The sequence below is a fragment of the Arthrobacter oryzae genome (assembly GCF_030718995.1).
In the GTDB taxonomy this organism is placed as follows: Bacteria; Actinomycetota; Actinomycetes; order Actinomycetales; family Micrococcaceae; genus Arthrobacter; species Arthrobacter oryzae_C.
In genome coordinates, this window is sequence record NZ_CP132204.1 from 292,841 (window position 1) to 309,762 (window position 16,922).

General features: G+C 67.1%; 16 protein-coding genes. 6 read left to right on the plus strand and 10 right to left on the minus strand.

Features of this window, described 5'->3' with window-relative positions; translation table 11 throughout:
• Nucleotides 1–413 precede the first annotated feature (413 nt).
• On the plus strand, nucleotides 414–1,565 hold the full coding sequence (locus Q8Z05_RS01315; protein ID WP_305941739.1) for a glutamate--cysteine ligase: 1,152 nt from the start codon (nucleotides 414–416) through the stop codon (nucleotides 1,563–1,565).
• A gap of 64 nt (nucleotides 1,566–1,629) precedes the next feature.
• Here the strand turns inward: Q8Z05_RS01315 and tsaD are convergent, their stop codons facing one another.
• The 6 genes from tsaD to Q8Z05_RS01345 are packed head-to-tail and all read right to left on the minus strand — an operon-like array spanning nucleotide 1,630 to nucleotide 6,860.
• Complete coding sequence (gene tsaD, locus Q8Z05_RS01320) at nucleotides 1,630–2,730, minus strand: tRNA (adenosine(37)-N6)-threonylcarbamoyltransferase complex transferase subunit TsaD (protein WP_305941740.1); 1,101 nt, start codon at nucleotides 2,728–2,730, stop codon at nucleotides 1,630–1,632.
• Nucleotides 2,727–3,290, minus strand: coding sequence for a ribosomal protein S18-alanine N-acetyltransferase (gene rimI, locus Q8Z05_RS01325; protein ID WP_305941741.1), 564 nt, complete (start codon nucleotides 3,288–3,290; stop codon nucleotides 2,727–2,729). The genes tsaD and rimI overlap by 4 nt, the downstream gene beginning before the upstream one ends.
• Nucleotides 3,287–3,958, minus strand: coding sequence for a tRNA (adenosine(37)-N6)-threonylcarbamoyltransferase complex dimerization subunit type 1 TsaB (tsaB, locus tag Q8Z05_RS01330; protein WP_305941742.1), 672 nt, complete (start codon nucleotides 3,956–3,958; stop codon nucleotides 3,287–3,289). Before tsaB ends, rimI begins: the two co-directional genes overlap by 4 nt.
• Entirely contained in the window at nucleotides 3,958–4,521 is a 564-nt protein-coding gene (gene tsaE, locus Q8Z05_RS01335) for a tRNA (adenosine(37)-N6)-threonylcarbamoyltransferase complex ATPase subunit type 1 TsaE (protein ID WP_305941743.1), read from the minus strand. The genes tsaB and tsaE overlap by 1 nt, the downstream gene beginning before the upstream one ends.
• Nucleotides 4,518–5,726 carry an alanine racemase gene (alr, locus tag Q8Z05_RS01340; RefSeq protein ID WP_305941744.1) on the minus strand — a complete coding sequence of 403 codons (1,209 nt, stop codon included), beginning with the start codon at nucleotides 5,724–5,726 and terminating at the stop codon, nucleotides 4,518–4,520. The genes tsaE and alr overlap by 4 nt, the downstream gene beginning before the upstream one ends.
• Nucleotides 5,727–5,768: 42 nt before the next feature.
• Nucleotides 5,769–6,860 carry a PfkB family carbohydrate kinase gene (locus Q8Z05_RS01345; RefSeq protein ID WP_305941745.1) on the minus strand — a complete coding sequence of 364 codons (1,092 nt, stop codon included), beginning with the start codon at nucleotides 6,858–6,860 and terminating at the stop codon, nucleotides 5,769–5,771.
• Nucleotides 6,861–6,977: 117 nt separating this feature from the next.
• Here Q8Z05_RS01345 and Q8Z05_RS01350 point away from each other — a divergent pair, with 117 nt between their 5' ends.
• Nucleotides 6,978–8,417 (plus strand): family 4 glycosyl hydrolase, encoded by a 1,440-nt coding sequence (locus tag Q8Z05_RS01350; RefSeq protein WP_305941746.1) that lies wholly within the window; start codon nucleotides 6,978–6,980, stop codon nucleotides 8,415–8,417.
• A 9-nt stretch (nucleotides 8,418–8,426) separates the two neighbouring features.
• Here the strand turns inward: Q8Z05_RS01350 and Q8Z05_RS01355 are convergent, their stop codons facing one another.
• Nucleotides 8,427–8,963 carry a GNAT family N-acetyltransferase gene (locus tag Q8Z05_RS01355; RefSeq protein ID WP_305941747.1) on the minus strand — a complete coding sequence of 179 codons (537 nt, stop codon included), beginning with the start codon at nucleotides 8,961–8,963 and terminating at the stop codon, nucleotides 8,427–8,429.
• A 105-nt stretch (nucleotides 8,964–9,068) separates the two neighbouring features.
• Between Q8Z05_RS01355 and mshA the strand changes: the two genes are divergently transcribed.
• The 3 genes from mshA (at nucleotide 9,069) to Q8Z05_RS01370 (ending at nucleotide 13,234) form a co-directional block, all read left to right on the plus strand.
• On the plus strand, nucleotides 9,069–10,334 hold the full coding sequence (mshA, locus tag Q8Z05_RS01360; RefSeq protein ID WP_305941748.1) for a D-inositol-3-phosphate glycosyltransferase: 1,266 nt from the start codon (nucleotides 9,069–9,071) through the stop codon (nucleotides 10,332–10,334).
• A 65-nt stretch (nucleotides 10,335–10,399) separates the two neighbouring features.
• Nucleotides 10,400–12,097, plus strand: a complete 1,698-nt coding sequence (locus Q8Z05_RS01365; protein WP_305941749.1) for a formate--tetrahydrofolate ligase — start codon at nucleotides 10,400–10,402, stop codon at nucleotides 12,095–12,097.
• Between the two features lie 177 nt (nucleotides 12,098–12,274).
• Complete coding sequence (locus tag Q8Z05_RS01370) at nucleotides 12,275–13,234, plus strand: DUF559 domain-containing protein (protein WP_305941750.1); 960 nt, start codon at nucleotides 12,275–12,277, stop codon at nucleotides 13,232–13,234.
• Between the two features lie 45 nt (nucleotides 13,235–13,279).
• Here Q8Z05_RS01370 and Q8Z05_RS01375 read toward each other — a convergent pair whose 3' ends face one another.
• Nucleotides 13,280–13,804: a DUF2306 domain-containing protein gene (locus tag Q8Z05_RS01375; RefSeq protein ID WP_305941751.1), complete on the minus strand. Its 525-nt coding sequence runs from the start codon at nucleotides 13,802–13,804 to the stop codon at nucleotides 13,280–13,282.
• 100 nt (nucleotides 13,805–13,904) lie between these two features.
• Between Q8Z05_RS01375 and Q8Z05_RS01380 the strand changes: the two genes are divergently transcribed.
• A complete protein-coding gene (locus Q8Z05_RS01380; protein ID WP_305941752.1) occupies nucleotides 13,905–14,528 on the plus strand; it encodes a MerR family transcriptional regulator in 624 nt (207 codons plus the stop codon).
• A gap of 51 nt (nucleotides 14,529–14,579) precedes the next feature.
• On the opposite strand, the gene Q8Z05_RS01385 is transcribed toward Q8Z05_RS01380, so the two are convergent.
• Together Q8Z05_RS01385 and mgrA are read right to left on the minus strand one after the other, a co-directional pair.
• Entirely contained in the window at nucleotides 14,580–15,665 is a 1,086-nt protein-coding gene (locus Q8Z05_RS01385) for an inositol-3-phosphate synthase (RefSeq protein WP_305941753.1), read from the minus strand.
• Nucleotides 15,666–15,850: 185 nt separating this feature from the next.
• A complete protein-coding gene (mgrA, locus tag Q8Z05_RS01390) occupies nucleotides 15,851–16,888 on the minus strand; it encodes an L-glyceraldehyde 3-phosphate reductase (RefSeq protein ID WP_305941754.1) in 1,038 nt (345 codons plus the stop codon).
• Between the last annotated feature and the right edge of the window lie 34 nt (nucleotides 16,889–16,922).

Sequence of the window (16,922 nt, forward strand, 5' to 3'; positions counted from 1 at the left end):
GCCGCGTCTTCGTCCCGCTGCCGCGGTCCCCAGCCAAGCTCACGTTCGCCGGGGGCGGGAGCGGGGGGTGCGGGCACGGCGGGGCTGCTTGTACCGTCAGGGCCGGGACGGGCGGCGCCGCCCGACGGCGACGGTGTTGCGGAAGGAGCCCCGGCCGGCGTTCCGGAGTCGGACGGGGACGGCACGCCCGTGCAGGCGGCGGAAGCAAGCATTGCCGCCGTCACCGCGAGGGTTGCCGCTGTTTTGGAAAATGCTTTGCGCGACGTTTTGTGGTGCGTTTTATTGTGGGCACTGTCACTGCGTCCTTGAAACCAAGCCATCAACTCGATGCTACCCCTGCACTAGACTTGAACCACGCGTTGCCCGCCCGCAGGCGGCTTCGGCAACGGACGCGGAAACAGTGAAGGGACCACATGAAGATTGATTTCGCTTCATCCAGGCAATCAACTCTTGGTGTGGAATGGGAGCTTGCGCTGGTAAACGCCGAGACCGGCGAACTGGCCTCGGTGGCCAGCGAAGTGCTCCGCGGCGTGGCTGCCCGGCACCCGGAGCTGAACGAGGATGACGAACATCCCCACATCAAGCAGGAACTGCTGCTGAACACGGTGGAACTCGTCACCGGCATCTGCGAAACCGTGGCCCAGGCCAAGGCCGACCTCAGCAGTTCACTAGCCGCCGTGCGGGAAGTCACCGATCCCATGGGCGTTGAAGTCTTCTGCGCCGGGAGCCACCCTTTCAGCCCTCCCCAGTTGCAGCCAGTCACGGACAAGGCCCGCTACGCCAAGCTTATCGACCGCACCCAGTGGTGGGGCCGCCAGATGGTGATCTACGGAGTCCACGTCCATGTGGGCCTGGACAGCCGCGACAAGGTCCTGCCGGTGCTCGACGGCCTGGTGAATTATTTTCCGCACTTCCAGGCGCTGTCAGCGTCGAGTCCTTTCTGGGGTGGCGAGGATACCGGCTACGCGTCACACCGCGCCCTGATGTTCCAGCAGCTGCCCACGGCCGGCCTGCCGTTCCAGTTCTCCACGTGGGCAGAGTACGAGTCCTATGTGCAGGACATGTTCACCACCGGCGTGATCGACACCATCTCGGAGATCCGCTGGGACATCCGCCCCGTGCCCAACCTCGGCACCATTGAAATGCGCATTTGCGACGGCCTGGCCACCCTGGAGGAAGTCGGCGCAATCGCGGCCCTGACCCAGTGCCTGGTGGATGAATTCTCCACCACACTGGATAACGGCGGCACCATTCCCACCATGCCGCCCTGGCATGTGCAGGAGAACAAATGGCGCGCTGCCCGCTACGGCCTCGATGCCATTATCATTCTCGACGCGCAGGGCAACGAGCAGCTGGTCACTGAGCACCTGCTCGAAACCCTGAACCGGCTCGAGCCCGTGGCCGCGAAACTCGGCTGCCCGGACGAGCTTGCCGACGTCGAAAAGATCATCAGGCGCGGCGCCGGATACCAGCGGCAGCGCAGGGTCGCGGCCGAGCACGGCGGAGATCTCCGGGCCGTTGTGCTGGACCTCGTGAAGCAGATGCGGAACGGCCCCACCGCCTGAGTATCCTTCCGCAGCGCGAAGCTGCGGGAGGAGCCCCGCCGGGACTACCGTCCCCGTTTCCGGGCTACGCCGAAACGGTGGTGACAGGCATGGACGAATCCGGCGCGAAGCTGATGCCGCTGGGTTCGATGCCGGCCATGACCAGCTGGGCCCCGAGGGCGGCCACCATTGCCCCGTTGTCGGTGCACAGCTCAAGCGGCGGGACAGTCAGCCGGATCCCGGCGGCGCGGCACCGCTGTTCGGTGAGCTGGCGCAGCCGGGAGTTCGCGGCAACGCCGCCTCCCAGCAGGAGTTCGGTGATGCCGTTTTCCCGGCAGGCGAGCACGGCCTTGGAGGTGATCACGTCCACCACGGCTTCCTGGAACGCAGCCGCGATATCAGCCACCGGCACGTCCTCGCCGCGGGCCTCGAATTGCTCCACGCAACGGGCCACTGCGGTCTTCAGCCCGCTGAAGGACCAGTCGTACCGGTGCGGTCCGGGTTCGTCCGCAGTCCCCATGTACTTGGGCTGCGTCAGTCCGCGCGGGAACCGGATGGCTTTCGCGTTGCCCGTCCTGGCGAGCCTGTCGATGGCCGGTCCGCCCGGGTAGCCGAGCCCCAGGAGCCGTGCCACCTTGTCGTAGGCTTCCCCGGCGGCGTCGTCAATGGTGGAGCCCAGCAGTTCGACGTCGTCGGTGATGTTCCTGATCCTGAGGATTTCGGTGTGGCCGCCGGAGACCAGCAGCGCGCCCAGGTGCTCAGGCAGCGCGTTCCCGGGAAGGGTGCCCTCCTGCGGTGTGTTCTCCGCCTGCAGCAGGCCGACGCCGACATGGGCCACCAGGTGGTTGATGGCATACAGCGGTTTGCCCGTGGCCACGGCGAGCGCCTTGGCAGCGCACACGCCCACCATCAGCGCCCCGGCCAGGCCCGGACCGGACGTGACGGCAATGGCATCCACGTCGTCGAGCGTGACCCCGGCTTCCGCGAGCGCTTCCTGAAGGGTGGGTACGAACGCGTCCAGGTGCGCACGGGAAGCGATCTCGGGGATGACCCCGCCGAAGCGGACATGCTCCTCCATGGACGACGACACCGTGTTGGTCAGCAGGACCGTGCCCCGCACGATTCCCACGCCGGTCTCATCGCAGGAGGACTCGATGCCGAGGACCAGGGGCTGTGATCGGTTCATGGGGTGTCTGCCTCCGTTGCCGGCATAGTGTCTGTGGTCGCGCCGGTGCCTGCCGGCCCGTCAATCAGCGCGGAGTCCTGCAGCTGGAGCCGCATGATCAGCGCGTCAACGCCGTCCCGGTAATACCTTGGCCGGATGTGGATCTGCTCGAAGCCGAAGCGCCGGTACAGCTCCTGGGCCCGGGGGTTGTCCGCCCTGACCTCCAGAAGCACGTCTGCCGCGCGTCGCCGCCGGCTTTCGGCAATGAGCTCGGTCAGCAGGGCCGAACCGATGCCTTTTCCTTCCCACTCGGGTACGACTGCGATGGTCTGCACATCCGCAATGGGCTCGATGCACATCAGTCCGGCGTAGCCCACAATCTCGCCGCCGGCCTCGGCTACCAGGTAATGGCGCGTCTCAGCCTGCGCCAGTTCGTCATGGAACATCTGGAGGGGCCACGCGTCAACAGGGAACAGCCTGCATTCGAGGGCGTGCACTGCAGGGATGTCCATTCCGTCCATGCTGCGCAGCGTCACCCCGGCCGGTGCGGCGCCGGCCTCTCCGGTCACTGTCCCGTTCATAGCGCACGCTTCCGGGGCCCTGGGACCTGGGCGTCGGACTCGCGCAGGTACAGCGGGGTGGAATCCAGCAGCTTCTCCCCCGCGGCCAGCCTGGCCAGGGCAAACTGGCCCAGGTAGAGGGCATCGGGCTGCTCGAGGCTGAAGTCGGGATCGGCGCGGAGGACGTCCTCGTAGATGCCCGCGCCGGCGCCGAAGGCCGGGAGGTCGGGCAAATCAGCTGCGAACCCCACGTGCGGTCCGTCAACGAGCAGGGGCAGCTGGCCGTCGGCGAGTGAGTAGCGGGCCCAATACACCTCTTTGCGCCGGGCGTCCGTTGCCACCAGGAATTCCGGCACGGCGGCGGTCGATTCGGCCACTTCCAGGGCCATGGCGTCCAGGCTCATCAGGCCGTAGAGGGGTTTGCCCCAGACGAAGGACAGGGTCCGCGCGGTGGCGATCCCGGAGCGCAGTCCGGTAAACGGTCCCGGGCCCACGCCGGTCACAATCGCGTCGATGTCCGCCCCCGTCACTCCGGCGTCAGCGAGCAGGGCGTCGATGCCGGGAGCCAGCACTTCGGCGTGGCTGCGGGTGTCCTCCGTGGAGAAACTCGCCAGCACACCCTCCGGCGCGTCGTCCGAAACCAGCGCCGCACTGGCCACGGCTGACGTGTCGATGGCAAGGATGAGCATCAGGAATTCCCTTTCAGAGCGGCAGGCAGCAGGGGCTGTTCAGCCCAGCGGGGGCCGTAACCGCGGATCATGAGGGTGCGGGGCTCATCGTCGTCGTCCGTATCAAAGTCCAGTACGCCGCCGGCGGCGCCGGGTGAGGGCACCAGCGGCCGGTGCAGTTCGACGTCGAGCAGGCTGTCACTGAGGTGTTCCACCCTGCCGCGGCCCCACTCCACCACGGTGACGGTGCTGTCCAGGGTGTTTTCAAGGTCGATGTCGTCGATTTCCGCCGGGCTTTCAAGCCGGTAGGCATCCACATGCACCAGGTCGGGGCCGCCGGGGCGCGGCCCGTCGGGAAGGTTGGGGTGGATGCGGACCAGGACGAACGTGGGCGAGATGATGCCGGACCGCACCCCCAGGCCCTCGCCAAGGCCCTGGGTAAAGGTGGTCTTGCCGGCGCCGAGTTCGCCCGTCAGGATGACCAGGTCGCCCGCCTCCAGAACGGCACCGAGGGCAGCCCCGAGGGCATGGGTCTCCTCAGCGCTTTGCACTGTCAGGGGCAGCTCCCACTGCGGTTCGCTCATGGTGCTCCCCCCTGACCGTCCAGTCGGTTTCCGTCAGCGGGTACCTCGTTGATGTACCGCCGCGGGACCCGCGGGCTGATCCGCGTCACGATCTCATAGTTGATGGTGCCCGCCGCGCGTGCCCAGTCGTCCGCGGTCGGCCCGCCGTCGGCGCCATCGCCAAACAGGACCGCTTCGGCCCCCAGCACACTGGTTCCGCCGGACGCCACGCCGCGGGGTCCGAGGTCGATCACCATCTGGTCCATCGCAATCCTGCCCACCACCGGGTAATTCCGGCCGTCCACCCGGACGGGGCCGCCTGTGGCCACCCGCGGCACGCCGTCGGCATACCCGAGCGGGATCAGTCCCAGGGTGCTGGCGCCGGCAGTGTGGTAGTTGAGGCCGTAGGAAACCCCCTGGCCGGCGGGGACGTCCTTGCAGTGTGACACCAGTGTACGGACTGTCATGGCGGGGCGGAGTCCGAGCTCGGCCGGGGACTGTCCGTCGAAGGGCGAGAGACCGTAGATGCCGAGGCCAACCCGCACCAGGTCGAAGTGTGTGTCAGGGCGGGAAAGCGTGGCCGGCGTGTTGGCCAGGTGCCGCACTTCGGGGTCCACCCCGGCGTCTTCGGCGATGGCCAGGACCTCACGGAAGGCCTGAAGCTGCCGGTCCGTTTCCGGGCGGTGCGGTTCGTCCGCCACGGCAAGGTGGGAGAGAATGCCCACCACGCGGAGCAGGCCTTCGTCCTGGTATTCCATCGCTTCGCCCACCAGGCTGTCCCATGCCTCAAGCGTTGCGCCGTTGCGGCCCAGGCCGGTGTCCACTTTCAGGTGTACGCGCGCAGGACGCTCCTGCTCCCGGGCCGCCAGGACAATCTTTTCCAGTTCCCAGCCGGAGCAGCCAATGTCGATTCCGGCGGCGACGGCGGCACCGAAGTTGCTGTCCGGTGTGTGCAGCCAGGCGAGCAGCGGCGCTTCAATGCCGGCAGCGCGCAGTGCCAGCGCCTCGGAAATGTGCGCCACGCCCAGCCAGCGTGCGCCGGCATCCAGCGCCGCCCGGGCCACGGGGACGGCACCGTGCCCGTAGGCGTCCGCCTTCACCACCGCCATGACCTGTGCAGGCGAGGCAAGGGCCGCCAAGTGGCGGACATTGTGCCGGATGGCATCGAGGTCGATCACTGCTGAACGTTCGCTGGCTGAACGTTCGGTTGCTGCTGGGTAAGTCACCCTAGTGATTCTAGTGGTGGCATGGCAGGTGGCTTAATCAGGCTAGGCATCGGAGAGATGGGCGATGGTGGCAGTGGCCCGGCGCAGTGCCTGCGGGGGAACATCGCGCACGATTTCCTCCAGGAAGCTGAAGCGCCGCAGCCACTGGCTGCTCTGCCGTTCCGGCCGCGCGTTGGCCCGCTTCCACCAGTCGGCGATGTCGCCCCAGCCCGGCGCGGCCAGGGAACCGCCCACTTCCTGGACAGCGAGGGACGCGCACAGGTTGGCGAACCGCAGCCGGTCCGCCAGCGGCCAGCGCGCCAGGCTGCCCACGATGAAGGCCGCGCCGAAGCAGTCCCCTGCCCCGGTGGGATCGAAGGCGGAGACCGGCAGGGACGGCACCCACTCCTCTTCGCCGGTTTCGGAGTCCACGGCCATGGCGCCCTGCGGACCCAGGGTGACCACGGCCACCGGCACCCGGTCGGCGAGCGCATAGAGTGCGGCCCAGGGCGTGTCGCGTCCGGTGAAGGCCATGGCCTCGCGCTGGTTGGGCATGAAGGCGTGGAAGTACTGCAGGTTGTCCAGCCGGGTTGACGACCATTTGCCGGTGGCGTCCCAGCCGACGTCGCCGAAAAGCTTGACCCCCGCGCCGTGGGCGGCAACAGCCCAGGGCGCGAGTTCCTCGTCCAGGTCGGCGACGGCGGCGAGCGCGGCAGGCGGGGTGCCGATCAGTTCCGAGGAGCTGACCGGCGCGGGGTGGCCGTGGGTCACCATGGAGCGGTCGTGCTGCACGCTCAGCGAGACCGTCACGGGTGAGTGCCAGCCGGGGATGCGCTTGGAAAGCGAGAGGTCCACGTGTTCCTGGGCGGCCAGGATCTTCCAGTTGTAGTCGCCGTAGCCGTCGTCGCCGAAGGCGGCCGCCAGCCCGGTGCGCAGGCCCAGCCGTGCGGCGGCGATGGCCTGGTTGGCTACACCGCCGGGGCAGCTGCCCATTCCCTCGCTCCAGATCTCGGTGCCGGGTTCCGGCGCGTGGGGCAGGCCGGTGAAGATGATGTCCTGGAAAACCGTCCCGGTCAGGAGCAGGTCGAAGCTCCCGTCCGCGGGGGTGCGGACGGCGGCGAGCGGGTCGAACCGGCGCTCTGGTATCGCGTCCATGTTCGGCAGACTACGCCCTCGCGGCACGCGTGCAAAGTGCCCCGCCGCGGGCCGCCGTAAGGGTTTCCCGGGGCTCCGCAACCGGAGGCCTGCCGCGCGCCGAATAGACTGCGTGGTATGCGGCTCATGATTGCCGGTGGCGGCGGGTTCCGTGTCCCGCTGGTGTACCGGGCGCTCACCTCCGGCCCGTTTGCGGGGCTGGTGCGCGAGCTTGTCCTGTTCGACGTCGATCCCCTGCGGCTCGCCGCGATGGAAGCTGTCCTGTCATCCATGGCTCCGTCCGGCGGCGCATCCGGCTTGGGCGGCGCCTCCGGTCCCGCCGTCTCGGGTCCCGCCGTCAGCACCACCACCTCGCTGGCCGCAGGCCTTGACGGCACCGACATGGTGTTCGCCGCCATCCGCCCGGGAGGAACAGCGGGCCGGACCGCCGACGAACGGGTGGCCATCGCGCTGGGCCTGCTGGGCCAGGAAACCACCGGCGCCGGCGGCATCTCCTACGCCCTGCGGTCCATCCCGGGGATGCTGGAGCTGGCCCGCGAAATGAAACAGCGTTGTCCGGATGCCTGGCTGGTGAACTTCACCAACCCGGCCGGAATGGTCACCGAGGCGCTGGTACCTGTGCTGGGGCACAAAGTGATCGGCATCTGCGATTCAGCCGGCGGCCTGGTCCACCGGGCGGCCCGTGCAGCCGGTGCGCCGTTGCCGGAGGGAAGGCTCGACGGCGTGGGCTACTACGGCCTCAACCATTTGGGCTGGCTGTACCGCCTGGAATCCGGCGGAAACGACCTGCTGCCCGGACTGCTCGCCGACGCAGGGGCGCTGTCCGGCTTCGAGGAGGGCAGGCTGTTCCCGCAGCCGTTCCTCCAGTCCCTGGGCTGCCTGCCCAACGAGTACCTCTATTACTACTACGACACGGAGCGCGCAGTCGGTGCCATCCGTGCCATGCGTCAGACCCGCGGTGAATCAATCCACGAGCAGCAGGCCGGGCTGTACCCCGCGTTGGCCGCGGCCGGGTCCGGCGCCTACGAATTGTGGGACGCGGCCCGCCGTTCGCGCGAAGAGGGCTACCTGGCCGAGGCCCGGGCCAGCGGGGAACAGCGGGACGAAGACGACCTTGCCGGCGGCGGCTACGAGCGCGTCGCGCTCGGGGTGATGCGGGCCCTGTCCGGCGGGGCCGCAGGCGGGGCCGTCGGGGCCGTCGGGGCCGTCGGGGCCGTCGGGGCCGTCGAGCTCATCCTGAACACTCCCAATGCCGGTGCGGTTCCCGGTTTGCCGGCGGACGCCGTCGTCGAGGTTCCCTGCGTGGTGACGCCCGACGGCGCGGTGCCGCTGCCGCAGGACCGTCCGGGCCCCGCTCAACTGGCCCTCATGCAGCGGGTCAAGGAGGTGGAGCGCCTGACGGTATCCGCCGCAGTGAATGGACGCCGCGACGACGCCGTCCGGGCGTTCGCGCTCCATCCGCTCATTGATTCCGCGGAGCTGGCGGCCGAACTGCTGGCCGGGTACGAGGCAGCCTTCCCTGCACTCCGGCAGCTGTGGCGCGGCGGGGCCGGATGACGGCGGCGCCTACAGGCGGCGGTACATCACCTTCAGGCCCACGTAGCCCAGCGTCGGGTGGTTGAACGCCTCCGGGATGGTGGCCAGGACCTCGAACCCCATGGCCTGCCAGGCCGCGACTGCGCGGACGTTGCTCTCCACCACCGCGTTGAACTGCATGGCGCGGAAACCGGCCGCTTTCGCCGCATCCAGCGAGTAGGCGCAGAGTGCCTTGGCCAACCCTTTGCCGGCGTGGTCCGGGTGGACCATGTAGCCGGCATTGGCCACGTGGCTGCCTCCCCCGCCCTGGTTGGCGTGCAGCTCGCCTGTCCCCACAACTTCCTTGCCCTGGATGGCCACGAATGCCTGGCCGGGGGCGTCCTTGAACCAGCGTGCCCGTGCCTCGTCCTCCGTGGTCGAACGGTCCCAGGTGAAGGTGTCCCCTGCCCGGATCACCGGTTCCAGGATGGCCCACATGCCCGGCCAGTCGGCGGCGGTGGCGGGACGGATGTCGAGGCCTGCTGCGTGCCTGCCTGAATCTGCGGTTGCGTCTGCGGTTGCGCTCACAGCCGCCACGTTAGCAGGACGGCGGCAGGCCGTGCGCAGTGAAGGCCGGGGCACTTCAGGAGTAGTGTTTTACCGGATGCAGTTCCGCCAGCCGAAAGGAGAGCCGTGACTCTGATCCGCCGTGTCGCGTTCCTTTCCCTGCACACCTCGCCCATGGAACAGCCCGGTTCCGGTGACGCCGGCGGCATGAACGTCTATGTGCGGGCGCTGGCCTCCGCCCTGGCCGCCAGCGGCGTGGAGGTGGAGATCTTCACGCGGTCCACGTCGTCCGGACAGCCCGCCGTCGAACATCCGGATCCCGGCGTGTGCGTCCACAACGTGATTTCCGGACCGCCGCGGAAGCTGCCCAAAGAGGAGCTTCCGGAACTGCTGCACAGCATGGTGGAGGAAATCGAGCGCATCCGGCAGCGCCAGCCGCACGGCCGGTACGACCTCATCCATTCGCATTACTGGGTTTCCGGTGTGGCCGGGCTGGAGCTGTCCCGGCTCTGGGGTGTGCCGCTGGTCCACACGATGCACACCATGGCGAAGGTCAAGAACCTCCTCCTGCACTCCGGCGAGAAGCCTGAACCGCGGCGGCGCGAGGACGGCGAACACCGGATTGTGGACGGTGCCACACGGCTGGTCGCCAACACCCCGGCCGAAGCCGCCGAACTCGTGTCGCACTACAATGCCGACTTCGACCACATTGACGTCGCTCCCCCGGGGGTGGATCTGACGGTGTTCACGCCCGCCTTCCGGACACGCTCCCGCGCGCAGCTCGGAGTTTCCCCCACCAAATTCCACCTGCTCTTCGCGGGCAGGATCCAGCGTCTCAAGGGCCCGCAAATCCTCCTCAAGGCAGCCGCCCTGCTGCGCTCACGCCGGCCGGACATCGACCTGCAGGTCACCATTCTGGGAGCCCTCAGCGGGGCCAAGGACTTCGACTTGAAGTCGCTGATCACCGCCGCGGGAATGGACGACGTCGTCACGCATCATCCGCCGGTAAACGCACCAAAGCTGGCGGCCTGGTTCCGCTCGGCCGACGTAGTGGTGGTGCCGTCGTACAGCGAGTCCTTCGGCCTCGTGGCGCTGGAGGCCCAGGCCTGCGGGACGCCGGTGGTGGCTACCCGGGTGGGCGGGCTGTCCCGGGCCATTTTCGAGGGACGGACCGGCCTGCTGGTGGACGGGCACAAGGCCGCGGACTGGGCCGACGTCCTGGAGGCCCTGTACGACGACCCCGCCACCCGCGAGGACATGGGGCGCGCGGCTGCCCTGCACGCCCAGGGCTTCGGCTGGCAGCGGACTGCCGCCATCACACTGGAGAGCTACCACGCCGCCGTCGACCAATACATTGACAGTCACAGAATTCCGGTGGGCCACACGCCTTGACCGCGCCGCGCCGGGCGGGGACCCCCCGAACGGCTTACCCTGAAGCCACGAACTGAAGGACAACGATGTCTGACAACAACGTCATGAGTGACCTGGAAATCGCCCAGCGCGCCACGATGCGGCCGATCGAGGAAATCGCCGCATCCGCCGGTATCAGCGCCGACGCCCTGGAACTCTACGGCCGGTACAAGGCAAAGATCGATCCGGCGAAGCTCGTGGTTTCGGCAGGGCCGGCCGGCCGGCAGCCGGGCAAGGTGGTGCTCGTCTCGGCGATGTCCCCCACTCCCGCAGGCGAGGGCAAGTCCACCACCACCGTGGGCCTGGCGGATTCGCTGGCCCGGGCGGGTCAGAAGGTGATGATCGCGCTGCGCGAGCCGTCCCTGGGGCCCGTGCTGGGTATGAAGGGCGGAGCCACGGGCGGAGGCTACTCCCAGGTGCTCCCCATGGAGGAAATCAACCTGCACTTCACCGGCGACTTCCACGCCATCACGTCCGCGAACAACGCACTGATGGCCTTGGTGGACAACCATATTTTCCAGGGCAACGAACTGAACATCGATCCCCGCCGGATGACTTTCAAACGGGTCCTGGACATGAACGACCGCGCGCTGCGCGAGGTGGTGATCGGCCTCGGCGGACCGGCTCAGGGCGTTCCGCGGCAGGACGGCTTCGACATCACGGTGGCCTCGGAGATCATGGCGGTCTTCTGCTTGGCCACGGACATTGCCGACCTCCGTGCCCGGCTGGGGCGCATCACGTTCGGTTACACGTACAACCGTGAGCCCGTCACGGTGGCGGACCTGGGCGTCCAGGGCGCGTTGACCATGCTGCTCAGGGATGCGATCAAGCCCAACCTCGTGCAGACCATCGCCGGCACCCCCGCCCTGGTGCACGGCGGGCCGTTCGCCAACATCGCCCACGGCTGCAACTCGCTGATCGCCACCCAGACCGCGCGCAGGCTTGCGGACATCGTGGTCACTGAAGCCGGATTCGGTGCCGACCTTGGGGCAGAAAAGTTCATGGACATCAAGGCGCGGGTGGCAGACGTGGCGCCGTCCGCCGTCGTGCTGGTGGCAACCGTACGGGCACTGAAGATGCACGGCGGGGTGGCCAAGGACCGGCTGAAGGAGCCCAACGTGGAGGCACTGGCTACCGGTACGGCCAACCTCCGGCAGCACATCCGCAACGTGGAGAAGTTCGGGATCACCCCGGTGGTTGCCGTCAACAAGTTCGCCACGGATACCCGGGAGGAGCTGGACTGGCTGCTGGAGTGGTGCGCCGGCGAGGGAGTGCAGGCTGCCGTGGCCGACGTCTGGGGGCGGGGCGGCGGCGGGGACGGCGGCGACGACCTGGCGGCGAAGGTGCTCGCAGCGCTTGATGCCCCGCACAGTTTCCGCCACCTGTATCCGCTGGAACTGTCTGTGGAGGACAAGATCCGCACCATCGTGCAGGAAATGTACGGGGCCGACGGCGTGGACTTCTCCGTGCCCGCCCTCAAACGCCTGGCCGAGATCGAAAAGAACGGCTGGACCGGCATGCCGGTGTGCATGGCCAAGACGCAGTACTCCTTCAGCGACGACGCCACCCGCCTCGGTGCACCGAAGGGCTTCACCGTCCATGTCCGCGACCTCATCCCGAAGACCGGGGCAGGCTTCATCGTGGCACTCACCGGCGCGGTGATGACCATGCCGGGCCTGCCAAAGGTTCCGGCGGCCCTGAGGATGGACGTGGACGACACCGGCAAACCCCTCGGCCTCTTCTAGACGCTCTCTAACTTCCGGCCCCCTTTTCCCGGACGCTCTCTCACTCCCAGCCCCCTTTTCCCGAACGCTCTCTCACTTCCGGCCCCTTTTCCCGGACGCTCTCTCACGTCCGGCCGCCAAGAATCTTCCTGTGGATAACTTCTGCGGCGTTGTCCGGTTTCGGGTCACAATGCCAGCATGCAAAAGCGCACCGATCTACCTGGTCACCTGGCGGCGGCTCCATTCACCTTCGATGAGGCTCGGGCTTCCGGCGTATCCGCAAGCAGGCTGAAGCGAAAGGACGTGGTCCATATTGGTCGCGAACTGTACCGCCCGTCGGACTGGAACTTCGAACTGGAAGCGGCCGCACGGGCCTTGTCAGCCGCGTCGCCGGGAGCGTGGATCTCACATGTCACGGCAGCACGCCTCCGGCGCCAACTCCTGCCACCCTGGCTGGCCGACTCGACGGAGTTGCACTTGAGCAAGCCCCGGTCCCTGCCCTCGGTGCGCCGCACCGGCATTCTCGGCCACACGGTTCTTGCGCTCGAAGACGAGATCGAATCGATCGACGGCATCAGCATCAGTACCCGATCCCGGACTTGGCTGGATCTTGCGCGGCGGCTGTCGGTGAGCGACCTCGTATGCATGGGTGACCAGCTGATTCGCATTCCCCGCGTCGCCTTTGAGGACCGGGCTCAGCCTTATGACACCTTGGACGGGCTTCGTACGCTGGTCAGCCGTCATCCAAACCTGCAGGGTGTGGTGCGGGCCCGGGAAGCGCTGGAGCTGATGCGGGTCGGGGCAGACTCAGCGCCCGAATCGCTGCTCCGTCTGGCCATGGCCGATGCCGGTCTCCCTGAGCCGGACCTCCAAATGGCGTTGCGACCAAGTGACGCCGCGTCGCCGACTGCCGATCTTGGCTATCGTCATCGGCGCCTCGCCATCCAGTACGACGGCGAACATCACCTTCTTGATGCCCAGGCCCTGAGTGACAAACGGCGTGATAAGGCCTTTGAATCGGCCGGCTGGACTGTATTGATCCTCGACAAGGACGATCTTGCTCACGGGTGCCAGCCGGCAGTCAACAAGATCAAACGGATATTGCGGCGTGCATGGCTGGATCATCCCCAGGCAACCGGCTTTGCCGACGCCGGGTGAGAGAGCGTCCCGGGAAAGGCGGCAGGAAGTGAGAGAGCGTCCAAGTCAAACCCGCAGGAAGTGAGAGAGCGTCCGGTCCCCCGTTCGGCGCACTGCAACCGCGCCCGCGCCCACCGTGCGCACGCCGCGCTTGAGCGAAACGAACACCACCACAACGCTGAGCGCCACCAGCCCGGCCACGTAGGCAGCGGTGCCCGGGTCCTCCGCGAGGAGCTGCGGGATGGCCCGTCCGGGGACGGCCACGGCAAATACGAATGCGACGGCAATACCGATGTAGCTGCCGATCATGTTGCCGAAATGCGAGGGGATGTTGCCGCGGATGGCGCTGACCAGCCCAAGGGTGACCGTCACGATGGTGAAGGCGGATAGCCCGTGCAGCCAGGTGAAATGCCCGGCCGTCACAATCCAGAAACTGCTGATGCAGACGTAGTACATGGCCGCGACCCAAAGGTAGCCCATGGTGCGGTGAATGCGGTCGCGGCGCCGGCGAAGGATTTGGAAGGGGCCTATCCCGAGGACGAACAAGGCGGCGATCACGTGGCTGACAAGCAGTACATTCCAGTGGTCCATGGGACTAGGATAGAGCCACTATCCAATGCGTGTATATCTGGATAGCTGTTGCCGGATCCGCTATCCAACGTTTTCGGACCGGTCGGGAAAGAGGGCAGGCATGCAGCTCAAGGAACTGAGCGGGCACACGGGAGTCTCGGCCGCCAGCATCAAGTACTACCTGCGCGAGGGCCTGCTGCCGGCCGGCGAGACAGTCCACGCAACCCGCGCGCAGTATTCCGCTCGGCACGTCGAGCGCCTCGGATTAATTCAGGCGCTCCGCCGGATAGTCGGACTGAACATCGAACAGATCCGCGGCATTCTGAAAATGGCCGACGACGGCGCCCCGCGCCTTGATCTGTTGGCCGCGGTCCAACGTGTGGTGCTGAATCTTGACAGCCATGCCCAAGCAGGAGTCGACATCGGCACCCGTGCGGCTGACGCCGTCGTACGCCTGAGAAACTGGCCGGACTATCCCAGCGACGCCCGGAACGCTCTGAACGCCCATCTGGAACTGATGGAAAGCCTCAACATCCCGGTGACCGGCGAGGTGCTGGACACGTACAGCAAGGCGATGGACGACGTCGCCCGGGTCGACATTGCAGCCACGACAGCCCCCGACAGCGTCGACCAGCTTATCCTTACCGCCGCCGTGGGCATGCACATGCACAGTCAACTGCTACTGAAACTCCTCGCCCTGGCGCAGGCCAGCCACGCCATCCGCCGCTACGAACAGGGCGCTTAACGCGCGATGCTCCCCCACCAATGGTGAGAGAGCGTCGCGGGAGGAAGGGGCTTAGCGCTCCAGGTCTCCGCGGATGAAGGCCTCCACCTTTTCACGGGCGAGGTCGTCGTTGAACTGCTCCGGCGGGGACTTCATGAAGTAGCTGGAAGCCGAGAGCAGCGGGCCGCCGATGCCGCGGTCCAGGCCGATCTTGGCCGCACGGATGGCATCGATGATCACGCCGGCCGAGTTGGGTGAGTCCCACACCTCGAGCTTGTACTCCAGGGAAACCGGGGCGTCGCCGAAGTTGCGGCCTTCGAGGCGGACGAAGGCCCATTTGCGGTCGTCGAGCCACTGGACGTAGTCGGACGGGCCGATGTGGACGTCCTTGGCAGCCAGTTCGGCTTCGACGTTGGAGGTGACGGCCTGGGTCTTGGAGATCTTCTTGGACTCGAGGCGGTCGCGCTCCAGCATGTTCTTGAAGTCCATGTTGCCGCCTACGTTGAGCTGGTACGTGCGGTCCAGCGTGACGCCGCGGTCTTCGAAGAGCTTGGCCATGACGCGGTGCGTGATAGTGGCACCGATCTGGCTCTTGATGTCGTCGCCCACGATCGGAACACCGGCGGCGGTGAACTTGTCCGCCCATTCCTTGGTCCCGGCGATGAACACCGGCAGGGCGTTGACGAACGCCACGCCGGCGTCGATTGCGGCCTGGGCGTAGAACTCGGCGGCTTCCTGCGAACCGACCGGCAGGTAGCAGACCATGACGTCAACCTTGGCGTCCTTGAGGGCCTGGACTACGTCCACCGGCTCGGCCGGGGACTGCTCGATGGTCTCGAGGTAGTACTTGCCGAGGCCGTCCAGGGTGTGGCCGCGCTGCACGGTCACGCCGGTGGGGGGAACGTCGGCGATCTTGATGGTGTTGTTTTCGCTGGCCAGGATAGCGTCGGCCAGGTCAACGCCGACCTTTTTGCCGTCAACATCGAAGGCTGCAACGAATTCAACATCGTTGACGTGGTACTTGCCGAACTCCACGTGCATCAGACCGGGAATCGTGGCCTGGGGGTCGGCATCCCGGTAGTAGTGGACACCCTGGACCAGGGACGCGGCGCAGTTACCCACACCGACGATGGCAACACGAATCGGATTTGAAGACACGGAACTCCTTTGAGAACAAACTTCAGTGCCCCGCGCGGCTGCACTCTGATGTGCGACGGCGGCTGCTGGGCACGGCGCCATGGGGCGCCCTTGCATTCTAGCCAACGCCGCCGGGGCCGGTGTTGTTCCCGGCCCCGGCTTTGTGTCCGGAACAGTTCTGTTACGGACGCTTTGTTACGCGCCGGCTACTTCTGCGCCCACAGGTTGATCTCGGATTCGACGGCGAACTCATCGATCGCCGTCAGCTCCTCGTGGGAGAACGCCAGGTTGCTGATGGCGGACAGGGTGTCCTCCAGCTGCTTGACGCTGGACGCGCCCACCAGCGCGGACGTCACGGGCGACCCCTTGGGCTGGTCGCGGAGGATCCAGGCAATGGCCATCTGGGCCAGCGACTGTCCGCGGCCGGCGGCAATCTTGTTGAGTCCGCGGACCCGGTCCAGCTTGTCCTCGGTGAGCGCCGATTCGGACAGGAACCGCTCCTTGGCCGCCCGCGAATCGGCCGGGATGCCGTTCAGGTAGCGGTCCGTCAGCATGCCCTGTGCCAGCGGGGAGAAGGCGATGGATCCCGCGCCCACCTGGTCCAGCGCCTCGTAGAGGTTGGGGGCGCCGTTCTCGGTCCAGCGGTTCAGCATGGAGTAGCTGGGCTGGTGGATGAGCAGCGGAGTGCCAAGGTCCTTGAGGATCCGTGCGGCCTCGATGGTCTGCTCCGGGGTGTAGGAGGAGATGCCGGCGTACAGTGCCTTGCCGGAGCGCACGGCGTAGTCCAGTGCGCCCATGGTTTCCTCCATCGGCGTTTCCGGATCGGGGCGGTGGCTGTAGAAGATGTCCACGTAGTCCAGGCCCATGCGCTGCAGCGACTGGTCAAGGCTGGAAATCAGGTACTTGCGGGAACCCCACTCGCCGTACGGGCCCGGCCACATGTAGTAGCCGGCCTTGGTGGAGATGACCAGCTCGTCGCGGTACGGCTTGAAGTCGTCCCGGAGGTGGCGGCCGAAGTTGGTCTCGGCGGAGCCGTCCGGCGGGCCATAGTTGTTGGCCAGGTCGAAGTGGTTGACGCCGAGGTCGAAGGCGCGGCGGAGGATGGCGCGCTGCTCATCGAAACGCTTGTCGTCGCCGAAGTTGTGCCACAGGCCAAGGGAGATGGCCGGGAGTTTGAGCCCGCTGCGTCCGACGCGGCGGTAGGGCATGGATTCATAGCGGTTGTCCGCTGCCGAATAAGTCATACGTGCAATCCTGCCAGCTGTGACGCAGGCTACA

Bases quoted from the DNA above. Each gene is read 5' to 3' on its own strand.
- Q8Z05_RS01315 (WP_305941739.1), top strand. From the start codon at position 414: ATGAAGATTGATTTCGCTTCATCCAGGCAATCAACTCTTGGTGTGGAA.
- tsaD (WP_305941740.1), bottom strand. From the start codon at position 2,730: ATGAACCGATCACAGCCCCTGGTCCTCGGCATCGAGTCCTCCTGCGAT.
- rimI (WP_305941741.1), bottom strand. From the start codon at position 3,290: ATGAACGGGACAGTGACCGGAGAGGCCGGCGCCGCACCGGCCGGGGTG.
- tsaB (WP_305941742.1), bottom strand. From the start codon at position 3,958: ATGCTCATCCTTGCCATCGACACGTCAGCCGTGGCCAGTGCGGCGCTG.
- tsaE (WP_305941743.1), bottom strand. From the start codon at position 4,521: ATGAGCGAACCGCAGTGGGAGCTGCCCCTGACAGTGCAAAGCGCTGAG.
- Q8Z05_RS01345 (WP_305941745.1), bottom strand. From the start codon at position 6,860: ATGGACGCGATACCAGAGCGCCGGTTCGACCCGCTCGCCGCCGTCCGC.
- Q8Z05_RS01350 (WP_305941746.1), top strand. From the start codon at position 6,978: ATGCGGCTCATGATTGCCGGTGGCGGCGGGTTCCGTGTCCCGCTGGTG.
- Q8Z05_RS01365 (WP_305941749.1), top strand. From the start codon at position 10,400: ATGTCTGACAACAACGTCATGAGTGACCTGGAAATCGCCCAGCGCGCC.
- Q8Z05_RS01370 (WP_305941750.1), top strand. From the start codon at position 12,275: ATGCAAAAGCGCACCGATCTACCTGGTCACCTGGCGGCGGCTCCATTC.
- Q8Z05_RS01375 (WP_305941751.1), bottom strand. From the start codon at position 13,804: ATGGACCACTGGAATGTACTGCTTGTCAGCCACGTGATCGCCGCCTTG.
- Q8Z05_RS01380 (WP_305941752.1), top strand. From the start codon at position 13,905: ATGCAGCTCAAGGAACTGAGCGGGCACACGGGAGTCTCGGCCGCCAGC.
- mgrA (WP_305941754.1), bottom strand. From the start codon at position 16,888: ATGACTTATTCGGCAGCGGACAACCGCTATGAATCCATGCCCTACCGC.